The organism is Flavisericum labens (assembly GCF_045446075.1).
GTDB classification, from domain to species: domain Bacteria; phylum Bacteroidota; class Bacteroidia; order Flavobacteriales; family Flavobacteriaceae; genus Flavisericum; species Flavisericum labens.
The window spans coordinates 63,697-90,296 of sequence record NZ_JBJJBQ010000007.1; the positions used below are offsets into that span (position 1 = coordinate 63,697).

Here is a 26,600-nt window from a genome sequence, read left to right on the forward strand (position 1 = left end):
TTCAATGTTTAGCAAAGAAGAATCTCGACTATTAAGGCAAGAATTTTGGACGAGTTTTGGGAAATCGTTTCCACGGAAGTGGATATTGTACAATACGAAATTAAAAGGGTTCAGTTTTAAATTTCATTTTGATACCAAAAGAGCCTTAGTAGCGCTCGACTTAGAAGACGACCTAGAACACCGCATTACGTACTGGGAAAAATTACTGGCATTGAAATCTATTTTAAAAGACGAATACCTGCCAGAAGCTATATTTGAGGAGGAATATTTTTTAGATAACTCCAAAGAAATTTCTAGGATTTATGTGCCCTTAGAGCAAAAAGTATCCATTCACAACAAAAACACTTGGCGTGATGTTATGGAATTTTTCAATGAAAAAATGACCTTGTTCGAAGCCTTCTTCGAGGAGTATAAAGATATTATTGAGGGTTAGTTCTCTTAGACCTTATTCTAACATCAACCGTGATGTTCTTTCATTATTTATTTGAACAAGATAAACCCCTGTGTTTAGCGCTTTTAAATTTAACTCGGCGGCTTTAATGTTTTCAAAATTCTTATTGAGAAGTTCTTTCCCTAAGATTGAATATATTTTAATGTTATGTATAAGCTCATGCCCAGAAACCATAAGTGTTCTGGATGCTCCTAATGGGTTAGGATATAGCTTAAAATGATTATTTTTTTGAAGGTCTAATGTGTTTTGCGAATAAGTACTTTGAAATCCAAGAAATAAGATGACAAATGCGAAGCGTAAAAGTGTTGTCATAATTTTTAAGATTAAGGTTTTCAGTAAATTACAAAAAACAACTGTTTTTCACAATAATTGTTAATAAATAACAAAGCATAAAAAAAGCCCTGAAAAAATATTTACAGGGCTTTATGTTATTTTTTATTGAAAGTGTCTAGATGTTAGCAGCTAGCCAATCTCCTACTTCTTTTGTTCCATAAGACTTGCCGCCATCGGCTAAATCTTCTGTAACAAAACCTTCAGCCAAGGCTTTATTTACGGCATCTCTAATAGCTTTACCCTCTTCTGGTAAATTGAAAGCTGTTTCGAACATCATGGCTGCCGATAAAACGGTTGCCATAGGGTTGGCAATGTTTAATCCTGTTGCCTGTGGGTAAGACCCGTGTATAGGCTCAAATAAAGCGATATCCGCTCCCATAGATGCCGATGGCATTAAGCCCATAGATCCTGAAATAACAGAGGCTTCATCGGTTAGAATATCTCCAAATAGATTTTCTGTAATTAAAACATCATAGCTGTTTGGCCATTGTACCAAACGCATGGCTACAGCATCAACAAATTCGTAACTTACTTCAACTTCTGGATAATCTTTTTCCATGGCTTGAACTGTTTCACGCCATAAACGAGACGTTTCTAAAACGTTGGCCTTATCAACACAACATAGTTTTTTAGAACGTGTCATTGCCAATTCGAAACCTTTTTTCGCCAAACGTTGTACTTCCTCGCGTGTATATACACAGTTGTCGTAAGCGGTTTCTCCTTCATCTCTTCTGCCTTTTTCACCAAAGTAAATCCCACCTGTTAACTCGCGTAAAAAGACCAAATCGGTACCTTCTATACGTTCTTTCTTTAAAGGCGATTTATCTAAAAGCGATGGAAATGTAAATGTTGGACGCACATTGGCAAATAAGCCTAATTTTTTACGCATTTTTAGTAAACCTTGCTCGGGTCTAACTGGAGCAGAAGGGTCGTTATCAAACTTGGGGTGACCAATAGCTCCGAATAAAACAGCATCGGCTGCTGCACAAACCTCGTGAGTTTCATCTGGATAAGGCTCGCCAACAGCATCAATGGCCGCAGCTCCAGTTAAAGCTGGTTTCCAAGTAATTTCGTGTCCGAATTTTTTAGCAACGGCGTCACTTACCTTTACGGCTTGATCAATAACTTCTGGTCCAATACCGTCTCCGGCTAAAAGGGCTATATTAAATTTCATGTGTTAGTTTTTATGTGTCTTAATTAATAATAATATTTAACATTTTCTCGGTGGCTTTTATAGCTGAAACCGTTTGATCGGAATCCAACCCTCGAGTTTTAAATTCTTTTTCTGGTGATTTCCACGTTATAATCGTTTCACAAAGAGCATCTGACCGGCTTCCTGGTGGAATTCGCACCGCATAGTCAATTAAATCTGGTAAAACCCCTTTCTTTTGTCTTTTGAAAATAGTTCTAACGGCATTCATAAACGCATCAAACTGCCCATCACCTTGCGAGTTTTCCTCAAACGTTTGGTCATCAATGGTAATTGAAACGGTTGTAGAAGGCTTTAATCCTTTAGAATGGGTCAATACATACGAATTAACTTTCACCTTTTCTTCGTAATTATAATCCAATACATCAGAAATGATATAAGGTAAATCTTCCTTGGTAACTACTTGTTTTTTATCGCCCAACTCAATAATGCGTTGGGTTACCTTCTTTAGGTCTTCATCATTAAGCTGAAGCCCCATTTCTTGTAAGTTCTTTTGAATATTGGCTTTTCCAGAAGCCTTACCCAGCGCATATTGGCGTTTCCTGCCAAAACGTTCAGGCATTAAGTCACTGAAGTACAGGTTCTTTTTATTGTCGCCATCGGCATGAATTCCAGCAGTTTGCGTAAATACATTGGCTCCAATAATGGGTTTATTGGCAGGTATCATAACCCCAGAGAAATTCTCAACTAATTTGCTAACCGTGTATAGCACCTTTTCATTTACACCAACTCCTACACTTGGTAAATAATCGTTAATCACCGCAATCGTGCTAGCCATTGGTGCATTACCTGCACGTTCACCCATGCCATTTACCGTTAAATGTAAACCATCAGCTCCAGCTTTTAGGGCCTCTATGGCATTGGCAACACCCAAATCATAATCATTATGTGCATGAAAATCGAAATGTAAATCGGGATATTTATCTTTTATTTCCTTTACGAAATTGAAAGATTCATTCGGGGTTAAAACGCCCAAAGTATCCGGAAGCATAATGCGCTTTAATGGTTGAGTGGACAAAAACTCTAAAAACTCATAAACATATTCTTTTGAGTTACGCATACCGTTACTCCAATCTTCTAAATAGATATTGGTTTCAATACCTTTTGAAGTTGCCAAAGAAACAGTTTCTGCTATTTCTGCAAAATGCTGATTTGGAGTCTTTTTAAGTTGATGGGTTAAATGGTTTAATGAACCTTTTGTAAGTAAGTTTTGCACCTTGGCTCCTGCTTCAATCATCCAATCGATTGAAACACCTTTATCAACGAAAGTTAAAACTTCGACCTTATCAATATAACTGTTTTCCGAAGCCCATTGGGTTACATCTTTTACGGCTTGAAACTCGCCTTCCGAAACTCTTGCAGAGGCTATTTCAATACGGTCAACTTTTAATTCTTCAAGTAAAAGTTTGGCAATGGTAAGTTTTTCAGAAGCTGAAAACGACACGCCCGAGGTTTGTTCACCATCGCGCAGTGTCGTGTCCATAATCTCTATCTTCTTCATTAAATATGAATGGGCTTTGTTTTTATTTTGATTTAAAAAGGTCTTGTTTCACCAAATTCGGCAATTTCTTCCTTCATATTTTGCAAATAATCAATATCATCAAAACCATTAAGCATGTTACCTTTTTTATAACCGTTGATTTCGAATGATTCTGATTCGCCGGTCTCTAGCAGAGTCACCGTTTGGTTTGGCAAATCTACTTTAATTTCAGTTTTAGGGTCGGCCTCAATCGCATCAAATAATTTTTGCGCAAATACCGGAGAAACCTGTACTGGTAAAACACCTATATTTAAACAGTTATTTTTAAAGATATCTGCAAATGCAGATGAAATTACGCAACGTAAACCAAAATCATAAACCGACCATGCGGCGTGCTCTCTAGAAGAACCTGAACCAAAGTTTTTACCGCCTATCAATATTTTAGCCCCATCGTATTTTGAATCGTTTAAAGGAAAGTCTGCAATAGGATTACCTTCAGAATCGTATCTCCAATCTCTAAAAAAGTTATCACCAAACCCTTTACGCTCTGTAGCTTTTAAAAAACGTGCTGGAATGATTTGATCGGTATCTACATTTTCTATTGGTAAAGGATAAGCTGTACTGGTTAAAACTTCAAATTTATCGTAAGCCATGTTGTTTTTGTATTTAGTCTGCCCATTTTCAATTGGCAGTCATATTTTTATTTAATTAATTTTAAAGTTAGATGTTTTTTGAAAACCGATTTCTTCTAACTGTTTACTGTCATAAGTGTTCTAGGATCAGTTACCACACCTTCAACGGCCGTTGCTGCAGCTACAAGTGGAGAAGCAAGCAATGTTCTTGATCCAGGACCTTGACGGCCTTCAAAATTACGGTTGGATGTTGATACAGCCAATTTACCTGCAGGAACCTTATCGTCGTTCATGGCTAAACATGCCGAACAACCAGGCTCTCTTAGCACAAAACCTGCCTCTTCAATAATTTTATCTAATCCTTCTTCTTTTATTTGGTCTACAACTTTATGCGATCCAGGCACTAACCAAGCGGTGATATTATCGGCCTTTTTTCTTCCTTCAACAATTGAGCAAAACGCTCTAAAATCTTCTATACGGCCATTGGTACAAGACCCCAAAAACACATAGTCAACTTGTTTGCCAATCATGCTGTCACCCTCATCAAACTTCATGTAGCCCAATGATTTTTTATAGGTGTTTACATTACCCTCTACATTTTCGGCCTTAGGGATTGAATTGGTTACCCCTAAGCCCATGCCAGGATTGGTTCCGTAGGTAATCATAGGTTCGATGTCAGCCGCATCATAATTAAATTCTACATCAAAAACAGCATCATCATCTGTTTTTAAAGTTTTCCAATACTCCATGGCTTTGTCCCAATCGGCTCCCTTTGGCGTATGTTTTCTTCCTTTTATGTATTCAAAGGTTTTTTCGTCTGGTGCAATCATTCCACCACGGGCCCCCATTTCAATGGAAAGGTTGCAAACCGTCATACGGCCTTCCATAGACATATCTTCAAAAACATCACCAGCATACTCGACAAAATAACCTGTAGCTCCAGAAGTCGTTTGTTGCGCAATGATGTAAAGTGCAACATCCTTTGGCGTTACTCCAAATCCTAATTTACCGTTTACGTTAATACGCATCTTTTTAGGCTTTGGCTGCATGATACATTGTGTTGACAATACCATCTCAACCTCAGAAGTGCCAATACCAAAAGCAATGGCTCCAAAAGCGCCATGCGTTGATGTGTGCGAATCGCCACAAACAATGGTTGAACCAGGTAATGTAATACCATTTTCCGGCCCAACAATATGAACAATACCATTATTTCTGTGCCCTAAGCCCCAATGGGAAATACCATATTCAGCAGCATTATTAGCTAAGGCTTCAAGTTGATTTGATGATAAAGGGTCAGCTACTGGTAAATGCTGGTTCCAAGTTGGCGTGTTATGGTCTGCAGTTGCAAAAGTTTTTTCTGGATACATTACACCAATACCACGACTTTTTAATCCAACAAAGGCTACAGGACTGGTTACCTCATGGATAAAATGGCGGTCTATGAAAAATACATCTGGACCATCTTCTATTTTTCTAACAACATGCGAATCCCACACTTTGTCAAACAATGTCTCACTCATATATATTTTATTTAATTTTAAAGTCTTAAAGAATAATTTTGGCTAAACCATAAGTAGCCAAAATGCTGGCAAATTTACGAAAAACCCCTTGTTTTTTTCGTATATAATAAAATTTAACCCGCTAACTTATTTATTTTTATAATATTGTTAATGGATTTCGAAATAATCTATAATTTTTTAATAGAAAAGCAATATGGTTGTAAATCTTAAAGCAAATCCACGGCGTTATTAGTTCAACCTATCGGCCACGTATTCAACTTCTGTTTTTCCATGTGGCTTGGCTTTACCATCTGGCCCTAAATTTACCATAACAATATTTGAAATGGTTATAATGGTTTCATGAGTCATTTTATTCCTAACTTCTGAACTTAACACCAATGAAGCCTTACCAAATTTCACCACTTCAATGCCAATTTCAACAATATCGCCCTGTTTGGCAGAGGCTTTAAAATCTATTTCACTCATGTATTTGGTTACCACTTTTTGGTTTTCAAGTTGAATGATGGTGTATAAAGCCGCTTCTTCGTCAATCCACTCTAGTAGTCGGCCTCCAAATAATGTGCCGTTGGCATTTAAATCTTCTGGTTTTACCCATTTTCTGGTATGAAATCTCATGTTCTATTTATGTTTCTAATTAAAATAATTCTTGTTGGTCATCTTCATTTGGTATCTTCAGGTTGCACCCCAACTCTTTATTCAGTTTTTTTATAAAATATGCTGAAAGCAAAGGTGATTCCTTTTCAATGTTTTGGTGGATAAAAAAATCTACTTCTTTAACACCTTGTTCTTTCCAAATTTTTAATCGCTCAATCCAATCGTCCAATCTGCTGTAATCAGAAGGGTGATTTGCACCAACATAACGCACGAATGCCGTTGGGTTAGTGAGTCGCATATGCATTAAATCCCGACGCCCAGCCGTATCTACAATGATATTTGAAATGTTATTGCTTTCTAAAAGTTGGTATAATTCTTCGGAAACCTTATCGTCATTATACCAATCGGTATGCCTAAACTCAACGGCCAACGGAATTTCTGTTGGCCAAGATTCAATAAAGCCCACCACCCTATCAAAATCTTTTGGAGCAAAATTATTGTGCATTTGCAAAAAAACCGTGCCCAATTTTTCTTTTAGATTAGCGGCGTTATTCAGATAATTTCCAACAACTGCTTGCGTATCTATTAAACGTTTCCAATGGCTTATTTCCCGATTCAATTTTGGAAAAAACTTAAAGCCTTTCGGCGTTTTGTCGTTCCATTTTTCAAATTGTTCCGCTGGAAAAATTCTATAAAAGGTCGCATTCAGTTCTATGGAATTGAACTGAGAAGAATAATAACCCAACTCGTCTTTTGTGCCTCTGGGATAAAACCCTTTTAGGTCTGCCTTATTCCATTTAGCACAACCCACATAAATCTCAGGCACATTATCGTCCTTCACTTTATTCAATACACCTTTTGTATCAGGGTGGTCTTTGGGTAAAGAAAAATCGATATCCTGCGGATTGTTTACACTTCCAAACTTCATATATGGTTTCCTGTTTTTTCCATAGTCATCATTAAACTGTGATTAAGAAAGCATGCTTTTTTTCTCTACAATCAAAGGTAGAAAAAATTGAAATGTTAATAACCTCGTTGATAATAATAAATAGCAATGCCTAAATAGGCTTTTATAATATTTATTTTTATTGAAAATCTTTCCAAATGAACACTAGAAAATTCCAAATCAAAAGTATTCGTCCAGAAGTTTTAAGCACCACCATTAACGATAACATGAGTAAAGATGAACGTTTTCAGAATTTGGTGTTGCGCCCTGTGATTAAATTTCAAAATGACTTATTTATTGAGGTCTTTAGAAACTACATCACCAAGCACAAATCAGTTTTTTATGATATGTCATTGGAAAAGCGTCAGCTTTATATTGAAAATGCCATTCAAAAGGACATGAAATTGCGTAATTCTATGAAAGGCATGGTTATTGGCCAATTTACCGTTGATGAATACCTTATCTATATTCAGAATTCTTCGGCTTTGAATAAGCGCATGATGAATCTGGTAAAAGAACGCCTTTTAAGTCAAATTCAATTGTTTGAAAGGCCAGAATATTTAGAAGCTGTTTAGTCCTGAATTAGTGACACTCCATTAAGATCCGTGGTAAGCACGTCGCTCATATAGTTAAAAAATGGACGAACGGCTCTAAAAGCAGCATCTACTTCGTTTAAAAAATTAGAATCCAAAACCTCTTTATCAGTGAATTTTTTTGTAAAGATGTATTGTTTCTTTTTTATTAAATCAATAGCGTCGTGTTCTTTGCTAAATCCTTTTGGCGCTGTCTTCACTTCATCACCTTCAAATGTGTCACCCCATATGACATTGAAGTTTTTATTGGATAAAATGTCGCGTATTTCGGTGTCATCCATTTCAAACTCTTTTCTAATTCGAAGTAAATCTGAAGATTCGGGTTGCCAGAAGCCAGTGGCCAAAAAACTTTCATTATTAGGCTGAACATGAAGGTAATAACCGCCTCTCAGCTTAGGTTTTGTTCTATGGAAAGACCCTCCGAAATGAGTTTTATATGGAATTTTGTTTTTTGAAAAACGCACATCTCGATAAATTCTAAAAATTTTCAATTTATCTACATCATCGTGTTTGTTTAGGTTTTCAAAAACAGTGCTATAAAATGACTTAACCTCTTTTTCTAAATCCTTGAACTCAGCCTTGTTTTCATTGAACCAGTCGCGATTGTTGTTTTCTTCTAATTTTTTTAAAAATGTAAATACTGTTTTTGGTACAACGCTGCTCATTAATTTGAAATTATATATTTAATAAACTAAAATACAAAAAGTCTCGGCTAAGCCGAGACTTTTAAGCGTGCAATCTATTTATAATTTTAATTACATCTTTCCTTTTTTATAAATTTTGGTTTCAACTGCATTAGAGTCTTCATCATAATATTCTATGATAAAATTTCCTTCCTGATCAAAATAACCAAAGCCATTTTGCATTTTACCACTAATAATATAGCCTCCATTAACTTTGGCAGTCCAGGCTTTTCCAACTTTAACAGCCTTCTTGTTTTTACTGTCAAAAACAATATCGAAACCTTTATTATTGTTCGGTATGAATTTATATTCAGAATTATCGTTTACAAAACTGGTTTCTTTGGTTAATATTTCATAACCTGAATCACCGTCGTTGTCTATCATAACAATTTTTTCGACTTTTTTAGTCGCTTTCACCCTGTCTTGATTGACTTTATTTTGGTGTTTATCATTCAACTTAACATCGGCCGATTCTCGTTTTACCACCTTTACTTTTTTTTCGGTGGTTGAACTACCGTCGTTATATTTTACTGTTTCAACCTCTGTTTCCTGTTTTACTTCTTTTGGCTTTTCCTGTGACCATGCCGCAGTAAAAACAAACATGGCAAGAAGATATACTAAGTTTTTCATCTTTTTTGATTTTTTATGGTTAAACAAAAGTAATTTACTGTAGTTTTTCATAATCAATTAAGGAGTGACTAAAGCATTAATTCATTTGATAAAACGCATACCTTTAATTATCTACAAATTGCTGGTTTAATATTTTTTCGTCAAAAGTCAGCTTATTATTAAATTCCAATGTCCGAATTGGAAACGGAATATTAACACCTTCTTTATCAAATGCTTTTTTGATTTCAATGATTGCCGTAGTTTTTGCCTTTAATTTTTCAAGCATGCTTTCAGCATCAATCCAAAACCGGCATAAAAAATTAATTGAACTGTCACCAAATTCTGTATAGTAAAATTCGACATCCTTTGGAGACTCAACTTGTTCAAATGAATCAGCAATAGTTTGTTTGGTTAAGTCTTTTACTTTTTCTAAATCGGATTCATAACCAACTCCGCATTCTAAAAAAACTCGCATTCGAGTTGTTAATGAATAATTTTTCAAAGGGTTTGCCAAAATCATTTTGTTAGGAATAACAACAAGATTATTATCAGCCTCTTTCAAGGTGAAATCTTTTAAATTAATATCCATCACTTCACCGGAATAGCCGTTGGTTTCAACCCAATTACCTATTTGTATTTTCTTTCTAAACGATAATACAATACCGGCGAAAGTATTGGACAATGTACCTTGAAGCGCCAAACCAACAGCCAAACCAGCTACACCAGCACCAGCCAATAACGAAGTAAGCATTTTGCTTAAATTCATTATCCCTAGTGCCAAAAACAACCCCGTTAAGACTACAATAACTGCAGAAACCTTGGCAATCATAGTACTGATTGATTTTTGACTCACCTTTTTTTCAATGAGTTTTGAAACTAGCTTTCTAGTATATTTTGCAACGAAATACGCTACAATCATAACCAAAATAGCCAAGACTAAATTTGGTATATTTTGTATGATAGCAGATAACCAACCTTCAAGTTTTTCAACAAGACTATTAAATGCTTCTGTTAGTGTCTTTTCCATTGTTTGATAATTTTAATTAGTGATCGTTTAATTAGTAATTGATTTTTTGAGCTTACGACATCTCAACCACGTTTTCTTTTAATGAAGCTGTGGTGTCTTTACTCCAAGCATTAAGCATCCAACTGTACTTTTCTAGCTCCCTGATATAAGCTCCAATTAAATCAACAGTGCCTTCATCAGAAACGCTGTTAGCAATAGCTACAACTTTAGACATTTGGCTTAAAAGCTTCTTGTGGTCTTTCAAAGTTTCGATAATCATATCTTCATCAGATTTTAAGGGTACATCCTCGTTAATAGACGAAACTTTTAAATAATCCTCAAGTTTACTCATGGGGTGATATCGTAAGGTTAAAATGCGCTCAGCTATTTCATCGATTTTAAGTCTTGCATCTGTGTAAAGTTCTTCAAATTTCAAATGCAAATCGAAAAAATTTTTACCCAAGACATTCCAATGGTTACTTCTTAACTTTTGGTAGTATATATGATAATCGGCAAGCAAAATGTTCAACTCTACCACTACCTTTAACAAATCCTCATCCTTCATATTCAAATAGTTCATAATTATTGCTTTTTAAGGTTCGTAATACAATTCTTAAACTAAGAGATAGAATAATAAAGTCAAAGCCTTTAACGGTGTTTAACCATTGCAGGAACTCTTTAACATAATTTTTTGTTAAGGAATACGGTGATTGTTAAAATAATTTGTGAGAAAATATAAGTTAGCTTACAGCTACTCGAAGTCTATTTTATTTAAAATTAAACCGGAGGCAGGTGCTATGTAGTTCATTTTAATGTTACTTTCAGATTGCAGGCTAGCTTTTATATCTTCCAATGTGAGCTTGCCTTTTCCCAAATCGATAAGTGTTCCCATCATCAAACGGATTTGATTACGCATAAAACCTTTTCCACGAACTCTTAATATATATGATTTCTCAGGGAAATAGTTCGCTTGGTAAATGGTGTTTTCAATCAATTCACAGGTTAAAATAGTTCGGATGTAAATACCGTTTTCCGTTGGTTTGTAGCAATACGATTTTAAATAGTGTTCCCCTTCAAACAATTTAGCACCTTCCTTCATTAAATCAATATCCAAATCATCTAAAATAGTCGTCATTATTGGAGCACAAAACGGGTGGCATTTTTCACCAAAAGCAAACAGATAGAGGTATTCTTTGGTTTTTGAATGGTTTATGATGTTAAATTTTTTATCGACTTCTTTTATGCTTAAAGCCCTAATGTCTTGGGGGAGATTATAATTAAACCATTGCAAAAAGTATGGTTGATCCTCAATAGGTTCTTCTAGAAAAAGCTCAAAAGCTGCATGTTCTGCAGACACCATGGCATCTGTTCTTCCTGAACTTAAACTTTTAAAAGCCTTACCTTCGAGAATATAATTCAAGGTTCGATCTACCATTAAATGAAGTGTTTTAACAGTAGGTTGTTTTTGCCAACCATGGAAACGATAACCTAAATACTGGATGTCGATGACATAAAAATACTTTTTCATTGAAGTCTTTATTCGGCCGGAAAAGTAAGTTATTTATTATATATCACAAAAAAATCATAACTTGTTTGCTGTATTAACCAACAAAAACTAAAACTTATGAGTTCAAATTCAAACACAAAGCCTCCTTTTTGGTTTTGGATTGTGAGCATTATTGCGCTTCTTTGGAATGCTATGGGTGTTGACCAATATATTGGGCAAGCCTATAAAACCGAAAGGTGGCAATCTGCTCTGACCCCTGAACAAATTGAAACCATGTCTAATTTTCCTGCGTGGCTAACCGCTGCATTTGCAATCGCCGTTTTTGCCGGTACCATTGGAAGTTTAGGGCTGTTGCTAAGAAAAAAGTGGGCTTACTCGCTTTTGGTTTTATCGCTTATAGCGGTTATTGTTCAGATGGGATATATTTTAATTCAAGGGCACGCCGAAAATACAGGAATGACCATTAGCATTATCGTATTCGCTATATTTTTGGTATGGTTTTCGAAGAAATCTATATCCAAAGGATGGATTTCTTAAATATAGATTGATAATAGTAAAAGCATTGGAAAATTCCCAATGCTTTTATTATTTATGTCTACCCTTTAGTTCTTTTTCAATATCTTTTAAAGTGAAGCCTTTGGCCTGTAAAAGCATTAAATAGTGAAATAATAAATCGGCCGACTCGTATAAAAATAATTCGTCGTTATTGTCCATGGCCTCAATAACGGTCTCAACCGCTTCTTCACCTACTTTTTGGGCAACTTTATTAATGCCTTTTGAAAACAAACTAGCAACGTATGATTTGTTAGTGTCCTTATTTGCAACACGCTCTGAAATCACATCCTCGAGAGTTGAGAAAAAACCAAAAGTTGATTGGTTCTCTTCTCCCCAACAATTATCGGTGCCTTTGTGGCAAGTTGGTCCAACTGGATGAACCCTGACCAAAAGCGTATCGTTGTCACAATCGTTTTTTACATCTACAAGCTCTAAGAAATTTCCACTCTCCTCGCCTTTTGTCCATAGACGTTTTTTACTTCTACTGTAAAAAGTAACTTTCTTAGTTTCTTGCGTCTTTTGATAAGCTTCCTCGTTCATATAGCCCAACATCAAAACATTTTTTGTTGTAGCATCTTGAATAATAGCTGGCACCAGTCCGTTTGCGTCGTATTTAATTTCCATAAATTCTGTTTGTGATATGCTGAAATGAATTCAACGTGACCATCAAAGTCTTACTTCGATATTATGTTTTTTAAGTTCTTTTTTTAATTCAGGAATGGGAATTTCACCAAAGTGAAAAACACTAGCCGCTAAAGCCGCATCAGATTTTCCTTTTTTAAAGGTATCAACAAAATGCTGAACATTACCGGCACCTCCAGAGGCAATAATAGGAATATTTAATTCTTCTGACAACTTGGCCAAAGCTTCATTGGCAAACCCGTTTTTTGTGCCGTCATGGTTCATAGAGGTGAATAAAATTTCACCTGCGCCACGCTGTTCAACTTCTTTCGCCCATTCAAACAAATCAATTTCGGTTGGGATACTTCCGCCTGCCAAATGCACTTTCCATTCACCATCTACTTCTTTAGCATCAATGGCCACTACGACACACTGACTTCCAAATTTATCGGCCAATTCGTTTACCAATTCTGGCCTTTTTACTGCAGAAGAATTAACCGAAACTTTATCGGCTCCGCATTGCAACAATGCATCTACATGCTCTACACTTGAGATACCGCCGCCAACGGTAAACGGAATATTAACTTGCTCGGCCACGTGTAATACCATATCCAACACCGTTGCTCTACCTTCTAAAGTTGCCGAAATATCTAAAAAAACCAACTCGTCTGCACCATAATCAGCATATTGTTTGGCCAGCTCAACGGGGTCTCCCGCATCGCGTAAATCGACGAAGTTAACGCCCTTTACAGTGCGACCATTTTTAATATCTAAACAGGGTATAATTCGTTTTGTGAGCATTATACAAATTTTTCTAATTGCTGTAAACTTATTCTATTTTCATAAATGGCTTTTCCAATAATAACGCCCTCACAACCAATTTCTTTTAAAACGGGCAGCTCTTCAATGGTTGAAATGCCCCCTGAAGCTATGAGCTTAATGGATTGCTTACTACTACTATTGCTACATTCTGAAATAATTTGTTTGTACAAATCGACAGATGGTCCTTCTAACATACCATCCTTAGAAATATCGGTACAGATTACATATTGAACACTTTGCTTTTGGTAACCTTTTATAAACGGAATAAGATCTTTGTTACTTTCTTCTTGCCAACCACTTATGGCAATTTTTCCATTGTTACTGTCGGCACCAAGAATAATTTTTTCACTTCCGTATTTTTTTATCCAACCATCAAATGTTTTTGGGTCTTTTACGGCAATACTTCCCCCTGTAATTTGACGTGCTCCTGAATTAAAAGCTATATGTAAGTCTTCATTAGATTTTAATCCGCCACCAAAATCAATTTTTAGCTTAGTTTTTGAAGCAATTTGCTCCAACACCTTGTAATTGACAATATGCTGTGCTTTGGCACCATCTAAATCTACCAAATGCAAATACTGGATACCCGAGTCTTCAAACATTTTGGCAACTTCCAGAGGGTTCTCGTTATATACTTTTTTGGTGTCATAATCTCCTTTCGTTAATCGAACACACTTGCCGTCAATAATATCTATTGCTGGTATAATTCTCATTTTTTGGCTTTTTGCTCTTGGTTGTTTGAAATTAGCTATATACTAACTACAAAATACCGGTTATAAGTTTAAAAAATTCTGTAAAATTTTCGCTCCTGCGGCACTACTCTTTTCTGGGTGAAATTGCACGCCATAAAAGTTGTCGTGTTGCAAAGCTGAAGCATAGTTGATTCCATAATCTGTTTTAGCTATGGTTTGGTCACAATGTTCAGCATAATAACTGTGTACTAGATACATATATTCACTTTCTTTAATGCCATTGAACAAATCAGATTTCAAGTCTTTTATAACATTCCAGCCCATCTGCGGTACTTTTACTTCGTTTGAAAAGCGTTTTACATCGGTATCAAAAACACCAAGCCCTATAGTATTGCCCTCTTCCGTATATCTACAAAGCAATTGCATACCTAGACAAATACCTAAAACGGGCTGTTTTAGGGTTGGTATTAATTTATTCAAACCACTTTCTTTAAGCATATTCATTGCCGAACTGGCCTCGCCCACTCCTGGAAAAACAACTTTATCGGCCCCCTTAATTTCTTCAGGATTATTAGACAATACTGCGTCAACACCCAAACGTTTGAACGCGAATTGAATGCTTTTAATGTTTCCAGCACCGTAATTTATTATAACAACTGAAGCCTCTTCTAACTTCCCTGAAGGGGAAGGATTCTCACTCATATGTGTATTTTTGGTCATTATTTTTATAACTATTTATTCCCCTTTTGGGGTTAAGGGGTTTTTACAACATCCCTTTTGTTGACGGCAAAAACATTTTGTTGGCATCGCGCTTTACAGCCATTTTCATGGCTTTGGCAAAAGCTTTAAAAATACCTTCAATTTTATGGTGTTCGTTTACGCCTTCTGCTTTAATGTTTAAATTACATTTGGCACCATCGGTAAATGATTTGAATAAATGATAAAACATTTCTGTTGGCATATCACCTATTTTCTCTCGTTTAAATTCGGCATCCCATTCCAGCCAATTTCTTCCTCCAAAATCAACTGCAACTTGAGCCAAACAATCGTCCATAGGCAAGCAAAAACCGTAACGTTCAATACCTAGTTTATTGCCCAATGCTTTATTAAACAATTCACCCAAAGCAATCATCGTATCCTCAATAGTATGGTGTTCGTCTACCTCTAAATCACCATCAACTTTAACCTTTAAATCCATGGCGCCATGCCTACCAATTTGATCCAACATGTGGTCAAAGAACGATAGCCCTGTATCAATACTATTTTTACCAGAACCATCTAAATTCAACTTTATATGTATCTGTGTTTCATTAGTGTTACGGGTTATTTCTTCAACTCTATCTTTAAGTTTTAAAAACTTGTAAATTTCAGCCCAATCTGTACTTGTTAGCGCAATGCAATCTAAAATTTCTTGCTTTGATGTTTCAATTTCATCGCTCCCTAAGTCTGGGTTTTCAGATAAATAGATGCCTTTTGCTCCTAGATTTTTCGCTAACTCCATATCGGTTATTCTATCTCCCAAAACAAATGAATTCTTCAAATCGTAATCATTAGAAAAATATTTGGTCATCAATCCAGTACGCGGTTTTCGGGTTGGAGCATTTTCATGCGGAAACGTTCTATCAATATATACTTCCGCAAACACCACACCTTCCTTTTCAAAAGCGTTAATAATTTTATTTTGTGCTGGCCAAAACGTATCTTCCGGAAATGAGTCTGTACCCAATCCATCTTGGTTGGTTACCATTACCAATTCAAAATCCAATTCATTGGCAATTTTAGCCATATATTGAAATACCTTTGGGTAGAACTCCAATTTCTCCAGACTGTCCAATTGATAATCAACGGGTGGCTCTAGCACTAAAGTACCGTCTCGATCTATAAATAATACTTTTTTCATATAACGAAGTTATATGTCCTGAACTTGTTTCAGGACCTTTTATTTTATACTTAAAGTTTCTAATTTAGGATTGAATCCTTTTACTAAATTCCATTTCCATTCTTTATGCAATTTTTTAACTGCTTTTCTCTAGCCTTGACTTTATTCTTTTCATTGAATTCTTCAAAATATACTAAATCTAAAACATGATACTTTTTCGTAAATAATGTGCCCGTTTTGTTTTTATGCTGTCCAATTCTTCTTTTTAAATTATCGGTTTAACCAATATATATTACTGTTCTATTTTTATTGGTTAATATGTAGCAATAATATTTAAATTCAAACTCACTTTTCATTTTAAAAGTTTCTGAAACAAGTTCAGGATTTCGAAATTGATAAAAGTTCGTTTATCAATTTCTCATTCTCTTCAGGCGTTCCTATTGTTAATCGTAAGCAATTTTCACACCCTGGTTGTGTTGTTCGGTTTCGAATAACGATACCTTTTTCGATGAGTTGATTATAACGCTTTGTAGCAACATCTACCTTTATCAAAACAAAATTGGCATCCGAGGGATAAATTTTAGCAACAAAATCAACATCTTTTAATGCTAAAATCAAGCTTTCTCTTTCTCCCAAAATGTGTTTCACTTCGGTTTCGACCTCACTAGGCTTGCTTAAGCGCTCAATAGCTCTTAATTGAGTTAATTCATTCACATTATAAGGCGGCTTTATTCGATTTAATACTGAAATAATTTGCGCGGAAGCATAGCAAATACCTAATCGGATGCCAGCCATACCATATGCCTTAGAAAGCGTTTGCGTTACAATCAAATTAGGGAATTCACTTAATCGACTTATCCAGCTTTCTTCATTTGAAAAATCGATATAAGCCTCATCAATAACCACAATACCATTAAAACTTTTAATTAAATTTTCAATTGTAATGGCTTCAAAACTGTTTCCCGTTGGATTATTTGGCGAACACAAAAACAATAATTTGGATTGAGCATCTGCCATATTTAAAATAGCTTCAACATTTGGCTGAAAATTTTCATCAAGCTGCACTTCTTTAACCCCAACCGCATTAATTCCGGCTAATACACCATACATACCATAGGTTGGCGGCAAGGTAATAATGTTATCTTGATTGGGCTCACAAAACACCCTAAAAATCAAATCCAACACCTCGTCACTGCCATTGCCCAGTAATATATTTTGAGCACTGATTTTCTTACTTTCCGAAAGTAATGATTTTACGGAACGTTGCAATGGGTCTGGATAACGGTTTACACCATTTTCAAATGGGTTCTCGTTGGCGTCTAAAAATACCATCTGATTACTATTGCCCTGAAACTCGTCTCTTGCTGAAGAATACGGCTTTAATGCTTTTATATTTGGCCTTATTAAATCTTGAATATCCATTAATGTTTCTTGTTGATTGAAATTCGGCATTTTACTTCTTTAAATCTTTTAACCTTATACTTACCGCGTTTTTATGCGCCTGTAAACCTTCTGCTTCTGCCATTAATTCAATGGTTTCGCCAATATTTAAAATACCTTCTTTTGATATTTTTTGAAAGGTCATGCTTTTATGAAAGCTATCTAAATTCACTCCAGAATATGCTTTACTAAATCCGTTGGTTGGCAATGTGTGATTGGTTCCAGAAGCATAATCACCAGCACTCTCTGGTGTATAATCACCAATAAAAACCGAGCCGGCATTGCTTATTCCGTTAACATACAAATCTTCATTTTCACAACAGATTATAAAATGTTCAGGACCATATTCGTCAATCATTTCTAGCGCTAATGAGTCATTTTCAACATAAATTAATTTGGAATTTGAAATGGCTTTTTCAGCAATTGCTTTTCGTGGAAGTTCATCTAGTTGTTTTGCAACTTCATCCGAAACTTCTTTAATCAATTTATTTGAAGTGGACACCAAAATCACCTGACTATCAGCCCCATGTTCAGCCTGACTTAACAAATCGGATGCAATATAAGATGCGTTTGCTGAATCGTCTGCTACTACCAAAAGCTCACTCGGTCCAGCTGGCATATCGATTGCTACACCAAATTTGGTTGCCAATTGCTTAGCTACCGTTACAAATTGATTACCAGGACCGAAAATTTTATAAACCTGCGGAATGGTCTTCGTTCCAAAAGTTAATCCTGCAATAGCCTGAATACCACCCACCTTTATAATTTTGGTTACACCACAAAGGTTAGCGGCAAATAAAATCTCAGGAGCTATGCCTCCTGATTTGTTTGGAGGAGAACACAACACAATCTCTTTACAACCTGCAATTTGAGCAGGAACAGCAAGCATCAACACAGTTGAAAACAAAGGCGCTGTGCCTCCAGGAATATACAACCCTACCTTTTGTATGGGTCTTTTTTCTTGCCAGCATAAAACACCATTTGTAGTCTCAACTTCTACTCTTTCTGTTTTTTGAACTTTATGAAAAGCTTCTATGTTGGTTTTCGCTTGTTTTATTGCCTTTTTAAGGTTTTCGGGAACATTTTGTATGGCTTCAAGAACTTCTTCCTCTGAAACTATACTATTTTCTAAAGAAATTCCATCAAATCGTTCAGTATATTTTTTAATGGCCATATTACCATTTTTCTGAACATCTTGAAAAACCTCATTAACAACACCTTCAATATCATCGACGGTCTGGGTAGGTCGTTTTAAAATGTCCGACCAACTTTCTTTCTTTGGATTGTTTATGATTTGCATCTTATATTCTATTTAAAAAGACACTGAAACAGGATCAGCATACTAAAGCACCATTTTTTCAATTGGGCAAACCAAAATACCTTGGGCACCTTTAGCTTTTAATTCGTCAATGACTTCCCAAAATTCATTCTTGTTGATTACTGAGTGAATACTACTCCATCCTTCTTCTGCCAAAGGCAATACTGTTGGGCTTTTCATTCCTGGCAGTACATTAATTATGTCTTGAACCTTATCATTTGGTGCATTTAATAAGACATATTTGGAGTTTCTTCCTTTTAAAACAGATTTTATTCTAAATTGAATCTTATCTAAAATAGCTTGTTTTTCGTCGCTTAAAACTGGTGACACAGCCAATACAGCCTCAGACTTTAAAATAGTTTCAACCTCCTTTAAATTATTTTTAAATAAGGTGCTTCCACTGGAAACGATATCGACAATAGCATCAGCCAACCCTATATTCGGTGCAATTTCAACCGAACCATTAATGATGTGCAAATTCGCATTTACTCCATTTTCGTCCAAATACATTTGAACCGTGTTTGGGTAGGATGTAGCAATGCGCTTGCCTTCCAAGTCTTTTATCCCACTATATTTTGCGGCTTTAGGAACAGCAATACAAACGCGACAGGTCGAAAAACCTAATTTCTCAACCACATTGATGCCTTCGCCTTTTTCTATTAATACATTTTCACCAATAATAGCAGCATCTACAACACCATCTTTTAAATATTGTGGTATATCGCCATTTCTTAAATAAAAAACTTCTATCGGAAATCCCTTTGCCGAAGCTTTGAGTTGGTCTTTTCCGTTATCGATTGAAATACCGATATCCTTTAATATTCGCATCGAGTCTTCGTTTAAACGACCCGATTTCTGCACTGCAATTCTTAATTTACTCATTTTGTTCTTTTTATGAGTTTGAAACAATCTATTTGGTTCTAATTAAAAAAACCCGTTCGATTGTCTCAAACGGGTTTAAAAATATATGTTGAATTTATTCAATACAATTTCACTTCGCTTGAGAGCCAATTTGAAAATGGTGATGTGTACGAATAAATATCATGTTCATTTGTTTGCTGTTGCAAAGATTAAAAATTTATACGAATAATTCCAATTCTTAAATACAATTCTTGCTACAATTTCAAAATATTGATTTTTCACATTAAAAAAATCAACATTTTTAAACAAAAAGCTCAAAACTAACTTTTTTAATCATCAACTATTGATTTCCTAGAATTATTGGCATTCCGCTATCGCCAGATCCAATTACTATCACTTTGCTATTTGGAGATTCTGATAATTTAATAGTTGCGTCTATACCTTTATCTTGCAAAATTTTATCAGTTAATGATGCGCTCAAAATCCTATTAGATTCAGCTTTTCCTTCAGCCTCAATAATCACTTTTTCAGCTTCTTTTGCAGCCGTAACCAATCTAAACTCATACTCTAACGATTCCTGTTCCTGTTTTAATTTACGTTCAATGGCATCTTTTATAGTTGAAGGAAGTGTAACATCGCGCACTAAAAATTCGTTTAACTGAACAAACTGCTTTTCTAAAATCTTTTTAGTTTCAATAAATATTTCATCTTGAATAGCATCTCTTTTGCTAGAATACAGTTGTTCTGGCGTGTAGCGTCCTACAACACTACGTGCCGCACTTCGAATGGCAGGCTGAATAACCCGTTGTAAATAATTCTCACCTAGCGTTTGATGAAGCTTGCCTAAATCGCTATAAACCGGTTGATACCATGCAGAACCATCAATTTGAATTTCCAGACCGTTTGATGATAATACTTTCATTTTTTCAAAAAGCTCCTGTTGGCGCACCTCATATATGTACACCTTATTCCAAGGCGCTACAATGTGAAATCCTTCACCAAGAGGTGGCTCGTCGATAACGACACCTCCGTCGAATGTTTTATACAAAACGCCAGCTTCACCAGAGCCAATGGTCACGGCCGACTTTGTTAATATGATAACTAATACAATTGCGCCAATAATAAAGGGTAGCGCGATTTTTGGTAATTTGTCCATGTTTTATTTTTATTAAATTAATTCGTTATTATTATTTATAATTTTCCTTGATTAACCAATTGCCCACCGTCTATTGTTATTAGTTGTCCAGATGTTGTGAGGGCTTCAACTGCTAGGTAAATCACACCTTTTGCAATATCTTTAGGCAAAGAGGTTTTGTTAACAAGAGAAGCTTTTTCGATTTTTTCCTTGACAGATTCATATCGCTCTCCCAAAAAGCCTTTTGTCCATCTCGTTTGAATAAACCCCGGGCAAATACCATTTACCCTAACCTCTGGAGATAGTGCATGCGCCAAAGAGAGCGTCATGGTAGACAAAGCGCCTTTTGAAGCCGCATAAGCAATTGAACTCCCCACTCCTGATATTGCACTAATTGATGAAATGTTTACAATTGCCCCTTGACTTTCTTTTAAATATTCTGCCGATAGTTTAACCATTTGATAAGCACCAATAACGTTAACCTCATAAAGCTCTTGAAAATCTTTTTTGCTTAAACCGTCTAAATTACTGTAGTCACAGAATTTAGTAGCTCCTGCATTATTAACCAAAGCATCAATTCTACCAAAAGTATTAATCGTATCGGTCACCATCTTTTTGCAATCACCTTCGTTAGCAACATTTGCTTGACACAACAATGTTTTCACCCCTAAACTTTCACATGCCTTGACGACATCTAAAGCATTGTCTTTACTTTTGGAGTAATTTATAACGACATTCCAACCTCTTTTGGCAAATTCAATACAAGAAGCTGCTCCAACGCCAGATGACGACCCTGTTACTATGACCGTTTTAGTTTCTTTATTCAAGTTGTTGTTTTAAATTAATCCGTTATATTTTCTCAGAAACCACTCTATTCCGAGGCTCAAGACCATTATAGCTAATAGGTATTTCCAATCAATCAAAGATATGCTTTTTTTTACGCTTTTTTGAACAGGAACAAAGCGATTATCACTTAATAAATCATTAATAAGACCTTGGGGTTTAGAAATAAAGTAACTGGTTCCTTCAGTATTTTTGGCCAACTGATTCAATTTGATCACATTAGCGTTTAAAAACTGTTGTTCAACATTGTATTCGAGAATTTCGAAACTCCCCGATTTAGCCAAATTTTCCCGAGTTGAGCGTACCGTAAAGTTATATTTTGATGGAGGCAGGCTACTCAAATCAACTTGGTAGTTATTATTCTTTAAAACAAGTGGAAATGTTTTGATTTCGTTTGAATTTTCATCTGTCACTTTAACATTTAAAGTTTCGCGGGCATCGAAAACATAATTTTTATCGAAAAATTCAGCTGTTATCAACACGTTGCTGTTGCCATTGTAAAAATTCTCGTAATCAATTTTTAAGCGGCTTTTAGGTTTGTTCGAAGCTAAATATTGAATTAGTTTCCCTATAAAATTATCGAATTCATTAAAGGATTTACTGTTTAAAAAGCTTTGCGCCCTCCATTTCCAGATATTTTCGCCAAACAAAATAGCCTGACGCCTACTACCGTTCTCAAAAGTTGCTAAAAGCGGATTTTCTGTTGAGATTCCATTGATGGTTTTATTCAGAATAGTTTCAAAGGGTCCAGAAAATTCAACAGCTCCATAATTGGAAAGCAAAGGCGGGAAAGATTCAAAATTAATATCCCGAACCAAAAATGGCGTATAGTTCCTGTTCCACTCCGGTTGGTAGCTCTCTAATTGATCGGTGATTTCAAGGTTAAAACCATGATTGATTTCATTTAAAAAATCTAAGTCCGTTTTAGGGCCAACAACCATAAAAACATTTTTATTTTGAGCTTTTAATTCCTTCATAAAAAACTTAAACTTATTATTTGGCTGGTAAACTATAAATAATTGAAAATCATTTATTTTACTTAATTCTTCTTTTGTATTTAGGATGAAAACTGAACGCTGTTCGTTGCTCTCAATAGCCTTTTTTAATGCGCCCAAATCTGGATGCATTATATCGCTAACTATGGCTATTTTAGTTCTTTGATTTAAAACTTCAACAGCAAAATTTTTAGAATTATTTACCTTGTTTTTTTCTTTTTCCAACGGTATGAGCGTTGCTTTATAATTACTTAAACCTATAATATTGGCGGGTAAATTAAAATTCAAAATTTTTGAATTGCTTGCTTCTGAAAAGTCTACCGCTTTAGAATACACTATAGTATTTCCACGTCTAACTACAAGCTTTGACTCAACACTTTCATTTCCATTATAAACCAATATAGCTTCCACTGGAAATTTATTCTTGTGAAATGCGTATTTATTAACATTAAGTTGTTGGATTTTTAAATCGGTGTACTGAACGGTATCGCCCAATATGATTGGAAAAACAGGATGTTTATATTGGTTGAATGCAAATTGATAATCATTTCCGAAAGTTTGATTTCCATCTGAAACCAACAAAGTTGGCGCATTGGCTTCTTTATAGATTTGTGTAAGCTGACTGAAAGCTCCATCTATATTAGTTTGTTTTTCTGAAAAGGTAATAGAATCTGAGGCCTTCAAAGATTCACCAAAAGTGTAAACTTCGATATTGAATTTATCATTTAATCGTTCATTATCTTTTAATTGACCAATAAATTCCAACGTTTTTACATTTTGGTTTAAATGCTTAATTGAACTGGAGTTATCGATGGCCACAACCAAATCGGGCTTTTCTGTAAATGGCTTTACTTTTTCAAAAGTTGGATTTATCAACAACAAAATCGCCGAATAAACCGTAATAAACCTTAAAAAAGCAAAAAGCACACCTAACTTAGACATGCTTTTCTTTTTTGATAAATACTGAAAAATCGCCACCAACAGTGCAATAATTCCAGCAAGTATTATATATAAAATGGTTTCTGTTTGCATTTACGATTTTTGCTTTCTGTTTAATTGAATGTATTCCTGCATACGCAGGAATAACAATTAAGTAAGCATTCCGCCATCAACATTTAAAGTTTGCCCCGTAACATAAGCACTCATATCGCTAGCTAAAAACACGCAAACATTTGCTATATCGTTTGGTGTCCCGCCACGCTTTAAAGGTATTCCTGCTCGCCATCCTTTTACAACTTCTTCATCTAATTTAGCGGTCATTTCTGTTTCAATAAACCCAGGAGCAACTACGTTACTTCTAATATTTCTAGAACCCAACTCTAATGCTACAGATTTTGAAAACCCAATAATACCGGCTTTTGAAGCAGCATAATTGGTTTGACCTGCATTTCCTTTTACACCAACCACCGAACTCATATTAATAATCGAGCCTTTACGTTGTTTCAACATCGTACGCTGTACCGCTTTGGTCATGTTGAACACCGATTTCAAATTCACTTCAATAACCTTATCAAAGTCTTCTTCTGTAATACGCATCAATAAGTTATCCTTGGTAATACCTGCATTGTTAACCAAAATATCGATGCTTCCAAATTCTTTTACGACCTCATTCGCTAAATTTTGAGCTTCCTCAAAACTAGCGGCGTTACTTTGGTAGCCCTTGGCTTTTGCCCCTAAATCGGTAAGTTCTTTTTCCAATTCATTGGCTGCTTCAACGGATGAGCTATATGTAAATGCAACATTGGCTCCATGTTCTGCAAATACTTGAGCTATTCCTTTTCCAATTCCGCGACTAGCGCCAGTAACTATAGCTGTTTTTCCTTCTAGTAATTTCATGCTTGTACAGTTGGTTGTTTTTTATTAATATGAAGTTTTACTTTATTCAAATATAGCAAATACAAGTTGCTTCAAATAAAAAAACCTCACAAAAATTGTGAGGCTTTTTATATTACTTTATAAATTTTAGCCTAAAACTTCGGCTACTTTTTTACCAATTTCAGCTGGAGAATTCACAACATGGATTCCGCATGCTTTCATAATTTTCTTTTTAGCCTGCGCGGTGTCATCACTTCCTCCAACAATAGCACCAGCGTGCCCCATAGTACGTCCAGCAGGAGCTGTTTCTCCAGCAATAAAACCTACAATTGGTTTTTTACTTCCACTTTCTTTATACCAGTTAGCAGCGTCTGCCTCAAGTTGCCCTCCAATTTCACCAATCATAACAACGGCTTCAGTTTCTGGATCGTTTATTAATAGCTCAACAGCCTCTTTAGTTGTAGTTCCAATGATTGGGTCTCCACCAATTCCTATAGCTGTAGTAATACCTAAACCTTGTTTTACAACTTGGTCGGCCGCTTCATAAGTTAAAGTACCAGATTTAGACACGATACCTACCTTACCTTTCTTGAAAACAAAACCAGGCATAATACCAACCTTAGCTTCTCCTGGCGTTATAACACCCGGACAGTTAGGCCCTATCAATCTACAATCTTTATCTTTTATATAATTTGAAGCCATAATCATATCGGCTACTGGAATTCCTTCAGTAATCGTGATAATCACTTTGATGCCCGCATCAGCGGCTTCCATAATCGCATCGGCAGCAAATGCTGGCGGTACAAAAATAATAGTTGTGTCTGCTCCAACTTGTTCAACAGCTTCTAAAACTGTATTAAAAACAGGCTTATCTAGATGTGTTTGACCACCTTTTCCCGGTGTTACACCACCAACAACATTGGTTCCGTACTCTATCATTTGGCTGGCGTGAAATGTACCTTCACTACCGGTAAAACCTTGAACAATTATTTTGGAATCTTTATTTACTAAAACACTCATAAGTGATTATTTTTTTGTGATTAATTTATGTTGTACGCAAAAGTAATTTTTTGAATTAAATTTTTAAACAAAATAAAACTTTTATTTCAGGTATTTTTATCTAACGATCTTAATTTATCAAGTATTTCCGGAATTTTTTTAATAGATGCTATTTCCTTGTATTTGGATCGAAAATCATCAGCTGGAATACCAAAATAACTTTTACCCCCTTCTAAAGATTTACTAACACCTGCTTTTGCGGAGATTACTGCTTTCTTTCCTATTGTTATGCCACTAGTAATTCCAACTTGCCCCCAAATAGTCACTTCATCTTCAATAATAACGCAACCTGCAATACCAACTTGAGAGGCTATCAAACAATTTTTGCCTATTACGGTGTCATGACCAATTTGCACTTGATTGTCAATTTTTGCGCCTTCACAAATCTTGGTATCAGCTGTAACCCCCTTATCAATGGTACAACTTGCTCCAATATCGACATGGTCTTCTATAACAACGCGCCCCCCTGATTTTAATCTATCATAGCCTTCTGGTCTATTCTTATAATAAAAAGCATTGGCACCTAAAACTGTTCCCGAATGAATTGTAACATTGTTCCCAATAAGGGCGTCATCATAAATACTTACATTAGAATGAATAACACAATTATCACCGATGGTTACGTTATGCCCAATGAAACAATTGGGCTGTATAACCGTATTTTCTCCAATTTTGGCAGAAGACGAAACAGTGCTATCTGAAGCTCTAAACGGCTTGAAATAATCAGTAAGTTTATTGAAATCTCTAAACGGATCGTTACTCACCAATAACGCTTTCCCTTTTGGGCATTCCACTTCTTTGTTTATCAAAACAATAGTTGCCGCAGAATCGAGTGCCTTATCATAATATTTTGGATGGTCTACAAAAACGATATCTCCAGGCTCAACGACATGTATTTCATTCATACCCAAGACTTCAAAATCGGCCCTTCCCACAAATGTACAGTCAATTATCTCTGCAATTTGCTTTAAGGTATGTGGTTGAGGGAATTTCAAAGA

General features: G+C 35.5%; 30 protein-coding genes. 3 read left to right on the forward strand and 27 right to left on the reverse strand.

All coding sequences use genetic code 11. The features are described 5' to 3' along the window. The first annotated feature begins 4 nt into the window (after positions 1-4). Positions 5-433 (forward strand): DUF4268 domain-containing protein, encoded by a 429-nt coding sequence (locus tag ACIEHO_RS12080; protein WP_406972032.1) that lies wholly within the window; start codon positions 5-7, stop codon positions 431-433. Positions 434-445: 12 nt separating this feature from the next. Here the strand turns inward: ACIEHO_RS12080 and ACIEHO_RS12085 are convergent, their stop codons facing one another. The 7 genes from ACIEHO_RS12085 to ACIEHO_RS12115 all read right to left on the reverse strand — a co-directional run bounded on the left by ACIEHO_RS12085 (position 446) and on the right by ACIEHO_RS12115 (position 7,151). Next, entirely contained in the window at positions 446-763 is a 318-nt protein-coding gene (locus ACIEHO_RS12085; protein ID WP_406972034.1) for a T9SS type A sorting domain-containing protein, read from the reverse strand. 136 nt (positions 764-899) lie between these two features. Then, on the reverse strand, positions 900-1,958 hold the full coding sequence (gene leuB / locus ACIEHO_RS12090; RefSeq protein ID WP_406972036.1) for a 3-isopropylmalate dehydrogenase: 1,059 nt from the start codon (positions 1,956-1,958) through the stop codon (positions 900-902). Positions 1,959-1,977: 19 nt separating this feature from the next. After that, the gene (locus ACIEHO_RS12095) at positions 1,978-3,495 is read right to left on the reverse strand and encodes an alpha-isopropylmalate synthase regulatory domain-containing protein (RefSeq protein WP_406972038.1); all 1,518 of its coding nucleotides are present in this window, start codon (positions 3,493-3,495) and stop codon (positions 1,978-1,980) included. A 32-nt stretch (positions 3,496-3,527) separates the two neighbouring features. After that, positions 3,528-4,127, reverse strand: a complete 600-nt coding sequence (leuD, locus tag ACIEHO_RS12100; protein WP_406972040.1) for a 3-isopropylmalate dehydratase small subunit — start codon at positions 4,125-4,127, stop codon at positions 3,528-3,530. A 95-nt stretch (positions 4,128-4,222) separates the two neighbouring features. Further along, a complete protein-coding gene (leuC, locus tag ACIEHO_RS12105) occupies positions 4,223-5,629 on the reverse strand; it encodes a 3-isopropylmalate dehydratase large subunit (RefSeq protein ID WP_406972042.1) in 1,407 nt (468 codons plus the stop codon). A 228-nt stretch (positions 5,630-5,857) separates the two neighbouring features. Beyond that, complete coding sequence (locus tag ACIEHO_RS12110; RefSeq protein WP_406972044.1) at positions 5,858-6,244, reverse strand: acyl-CoA thioesterase; 387 nt, start codon at positions 6,242-6,244, stop codon at positions 5,858-5,860. Between the two features lie 19 nt (positions 6,245-6,263). Next, the gene (locus tag ACIEHO_RS12115) at positions 6,264-7,151 is read right to left on the reverse strand and encodes a DUF72 domain-containing protein (protein ID WP_406972046.1); all 888 of its coding nucleotides are present in this window, start codon (positions 7,149-7,151) and stop codon (positions 6,264-6,266) included. Between the two features lie 176 nt (positions 7,152-7,327). Here ACIEHO_RS12115 and ACIEHO_RS12120 point away from each other — a divergent pair, with 176 nt between their 5' ends. Further along, complete coding sequence (locus ACIEHO_RS12120) at positions 7,328-7,744, forward strand: glyoxalase (RefSeq protein ID WP_406972048.1); 417 nt, start codon at positions 7,328-7,330, stop codon at positions 7,742-7,744. Here the strand turns inward: ACIEHO_RS12120 and ACIEHO_RS12125 are convergent. From ACIEHO_RS12125 to ACIEHO_RS12145, 5 genes are all read right to left on the reverse strand, one after another. Beyond that, positions 7,741-8,427, reverse strand: a complete 687-nt coding sequence (locus ACIEHO_RS12125) for a DUF2461 domain-containing protein (RefSeq protein ID WP_406972050.1) — start codon at positions 8,425-8,427, stop codon at positions 7,741-7,743. The genes ACIEHO_RS12120 and ACIEHO_RS12125 overlap by 4 nt on opposite strands. A gap of 90 nt (positions 8,428-8,517) precedes the next feature. Next, complete coding sequence (locus ACIEHO_RS12130; RefSeq protein WP_406972052.1) at positions 8,518-9,075, reverse strand: hypothetical protein; 558 nt, start codon at positions 9,073-9,075, stop codon at positions 8,518-8,520. A gap of 103 nt (positions 9,076-9,178) precedes the next feature. Next, positions 9,179-10,081, reverse strand: coding sequence for a mechanosensitive ion channel family protein (locus tag ACIEHO_RS12135; protein ID WP_406972054.1), 903 nt, complete (start codon positions 10,079-10,081; stop codon positions 9,179-9,181). 52 nt (positions 10,082-10,133) lie between these two features. Next, positions 10,134-10,640 carry a Dps family protein gene (locus ACIEHO_RS12140; RefSeq protein WP_406972056.1) on the reverse strand — a complete coding sequence of 169 codons (507 nt, stop codon included), beginning with the start codon at positions 10,638-10,640 and terminating at the stop codon, positions 10,134-10,136. 171 nt (positions 10,641-10,811) lie between these two features. After that, positions 10,812-11,588: a tRNA pseudouridine synthase A gene (locus ACIEHO_RS12145; protein WP_406972058.1), complete on the reverse strand. Its 777-nt coding sequence runs from the start codon at positions 11,586-11,588 to the stop codon at positions 10,812-10,814. A gap of 96 nt (positions 11,589-11,684) precedes the next feature. Here ACIEHO_RS12145 and ACIEHO_RS12150 point away from each other — a divergent pair, with 96 nt between their 5' ends. Next, on the forward strand, positions 11,685-12,104 hold the full coding sequence (locus tag ACIEHO_RS12150; protein WP_406972060.1) for a hypothetical protein: 420 nt from the start codon (positions 11,685-11,687) through the stop codon (positions 12,102-12,104). A 48-nt stretch (positions 12,105-12,152) separates the two neighbouring features. Here ACIEHO_RS12150 and hisIE read toward each other — a convergent pair whose 3' ends face one another. The 15 genes from hisIE to ACIEHO_RS12225 all read right to left on the reverse strand — a co-directional run bounded on the left by hisIE (position 12,153) and on the right by ACIEHO_RS12225 (position 26,597). Continuing rightward, positions 12,153-12,746 (reverse strand): bifunctional phosphoribosyl-AMP cyclohydrolase/phosphoribosyl-ATP diphosphatase HisIE, encoded by a 594-nt coding sequence (gene hisIE / locus ACIEHO_RS12155; RefSeq protein WP_406972062.1) that lies wholly within the window; start codon positions 12,744-12,746, stop codon positions 12,153-12,155. Between the two features lie 42 nt (positions 12,747-12,788). Further along, a complete protein-coding gene (hisF, locus tag ACIEHO_RS12160; protein WP_406972064.1) occupies positions 12,789-13,544 on the reverse strand; it encodes an imidazole glycerol phosphate synthase subunit HisF in 756 nt (251 codons plus the stop codon). After that, positions 13,544-14,278 (reverse strand): 1-(5-phosphoribosyl)-5-[(5-phosphoribosylamino)methylideneamino]imidazole-4-carboxamide isomerase, encoded by a 735-nt coding sequence (hisA, locus tag ACIEHO_RS12165; RefSeq protein WP_406972066.1) that lies wholly within the window; start codon positions 14,276-14,278, stop codon positions 13,544-13,546. The genes hisF and hisA overlap by 1 nt, the downstream gene beginning before the upstream one ends. Positions 14,279-14,338: 60 nt before the next feature. Then, positions 14,339-14,959 (reverse strand): imidazole glycerol phosphate synthase subunit HisH, encoded by a 621-nt coding sequence (hisH, locus tag ACIEHO_RS12170; RefSeq protein WP_406972068.1) that lies wholly within the window; start codon positions 14,957-14,959, stop codon positions 14,339-14,341. A gap of 61 nt (positions 14,960-15,020) precedes the next feature. Then, a complete protein-coding gene (gene hisB / locus ACIEHO_RS12175; protein WP_406972070.1) occupies positions 15,021-16,157 on the reverse strand; it encodes a bifunctional histidinol-phosphatase/imidazoleglycerol-phosphate dehydratase HisB in 1,137 nt (378 codons plus the stop codon). 83 nt (positions 16,158-16,240) lie between these two features. Continuing rightward, entirely contained in the window at positions 16,241-16,393 is a 153-nt protein-coding gene (locus ACIEHO_RS12180) for a GIY-YIG nuclease family protein (RefSeq protein WP_406972222.1), read from the reverse strand. Positions 16,394-16,514: 121 nt separating this feature from the next. After that, the gene (hisC, locus tag ACIEHO_RS12185) at positions 16,515-17,588 is read right to left on the reverse strand and encodes a histidinol-phosphate transaminase (protein ID WP_406972072.1); all 1,074 of its coding nucleotides are present in this window, start codon (positions 17,586-17,588) and stop codon (positions 16,515-16,517) included. A 1-nt stretch (position 17,589) separates the two neighbouring features. Next, a complete protein-coding gene (gene hisD / locus ACIEHO_RS12190; protein WP_406972074.1) occupies positions 17,590-18,876 on the reverse strand; it encodes a histidinol dehydrogenase in 1,287 nt (428 codons plus the stop codon). A 42-nt stretch (positions 18,877-18,918) separates the two neighbouring features. Further along, positions 18,919-19,776, reverse strand: coding sequence for an ATP phosphoribosyltransferase (gene hisG, locus ACIEHO_RS12195; RefSeq protein WP_406972076.1), 858 nt, complete (start codon positions 19,774-19,776; stop codon positions 18,919-18,921). A 319-nt stretch (positions 19,777-20,095) separates the two neighbouring features. Beyond that, positions 20,096-20,911, reverse strand: coding sequence for a prohibitin family protein (locus ACIEHO_RS12200; protein WP_406972078.1), 816 nt, complete (start codon positions 20,909-20,911; stop codon positions 20,096-20,098). Positions 20,912-20,946: 35 nt separating this feature from the next. Continuing rightward, a complete protein-coding gene (locus tag ACIEHO_RS12205) occupies positions 20,947-21,717 on the reverse strand; it encodes an SDR family NAD(P)-dependent oxidoreductase (RefSeq protein WP_406972080.1) in 771 nt (256 codons plus the stop codon). A 9-nt stretch (positions 21,718-21,726) separates the two neighbouring features. After that, a complete protein-coding gene (locus ACIEHO_RS12210; RefSeq protein ID WP_406972082.1) occupies positions 21,727-23,760 on the reverse strand; it encodes a vWA domain-containing protein in 2,034 nt (677 codons plus the stop codon). A 57-nt stretch (positions 23,761-23,817) separates the two neighbouring features. Beyond that, a complete protein-coding gene (gene fabG, locus ACIEHO_RS12215) occupies positions 23,818-24,564 on the reverse strand; it encodes a 3-oxoacyl-[acyl-carrier-protein] reductase (RefSeq protein WP_406972084.1) in 747 nt (248 codons plus the stop codon). A gap of 126 nt (positions 24,565-24,690) precedes the next feature. Next, positions 24,691-25,563 (reverse strand): succinate--CoA ligase subunit alpha, encoded by an 873-nt coding sequence (gene sucD / locus ACIEHO_RS12220; protein WP_406972086.1) that lies wholly within the window; start codon positions 25,561-25,563, stop codon positions 24,691-24,693. An 86-nt stretch (positions 25,564-25,649) separates the two neighbouring features. Continuing rightward, entirely contained in the window at positions 25,650-26,597 is a 948-nt protein-coding gene (locus tag ACIEHO_RS12225; RefSeq protein ID WP_406972088.1) for a UDP-3-O-(3-hydroxymyristoyl)glucosamine N-acyltransferase, read from the reverse strand. Positions 26,598-26,600 lie beyond the last annotated feature (3 nt).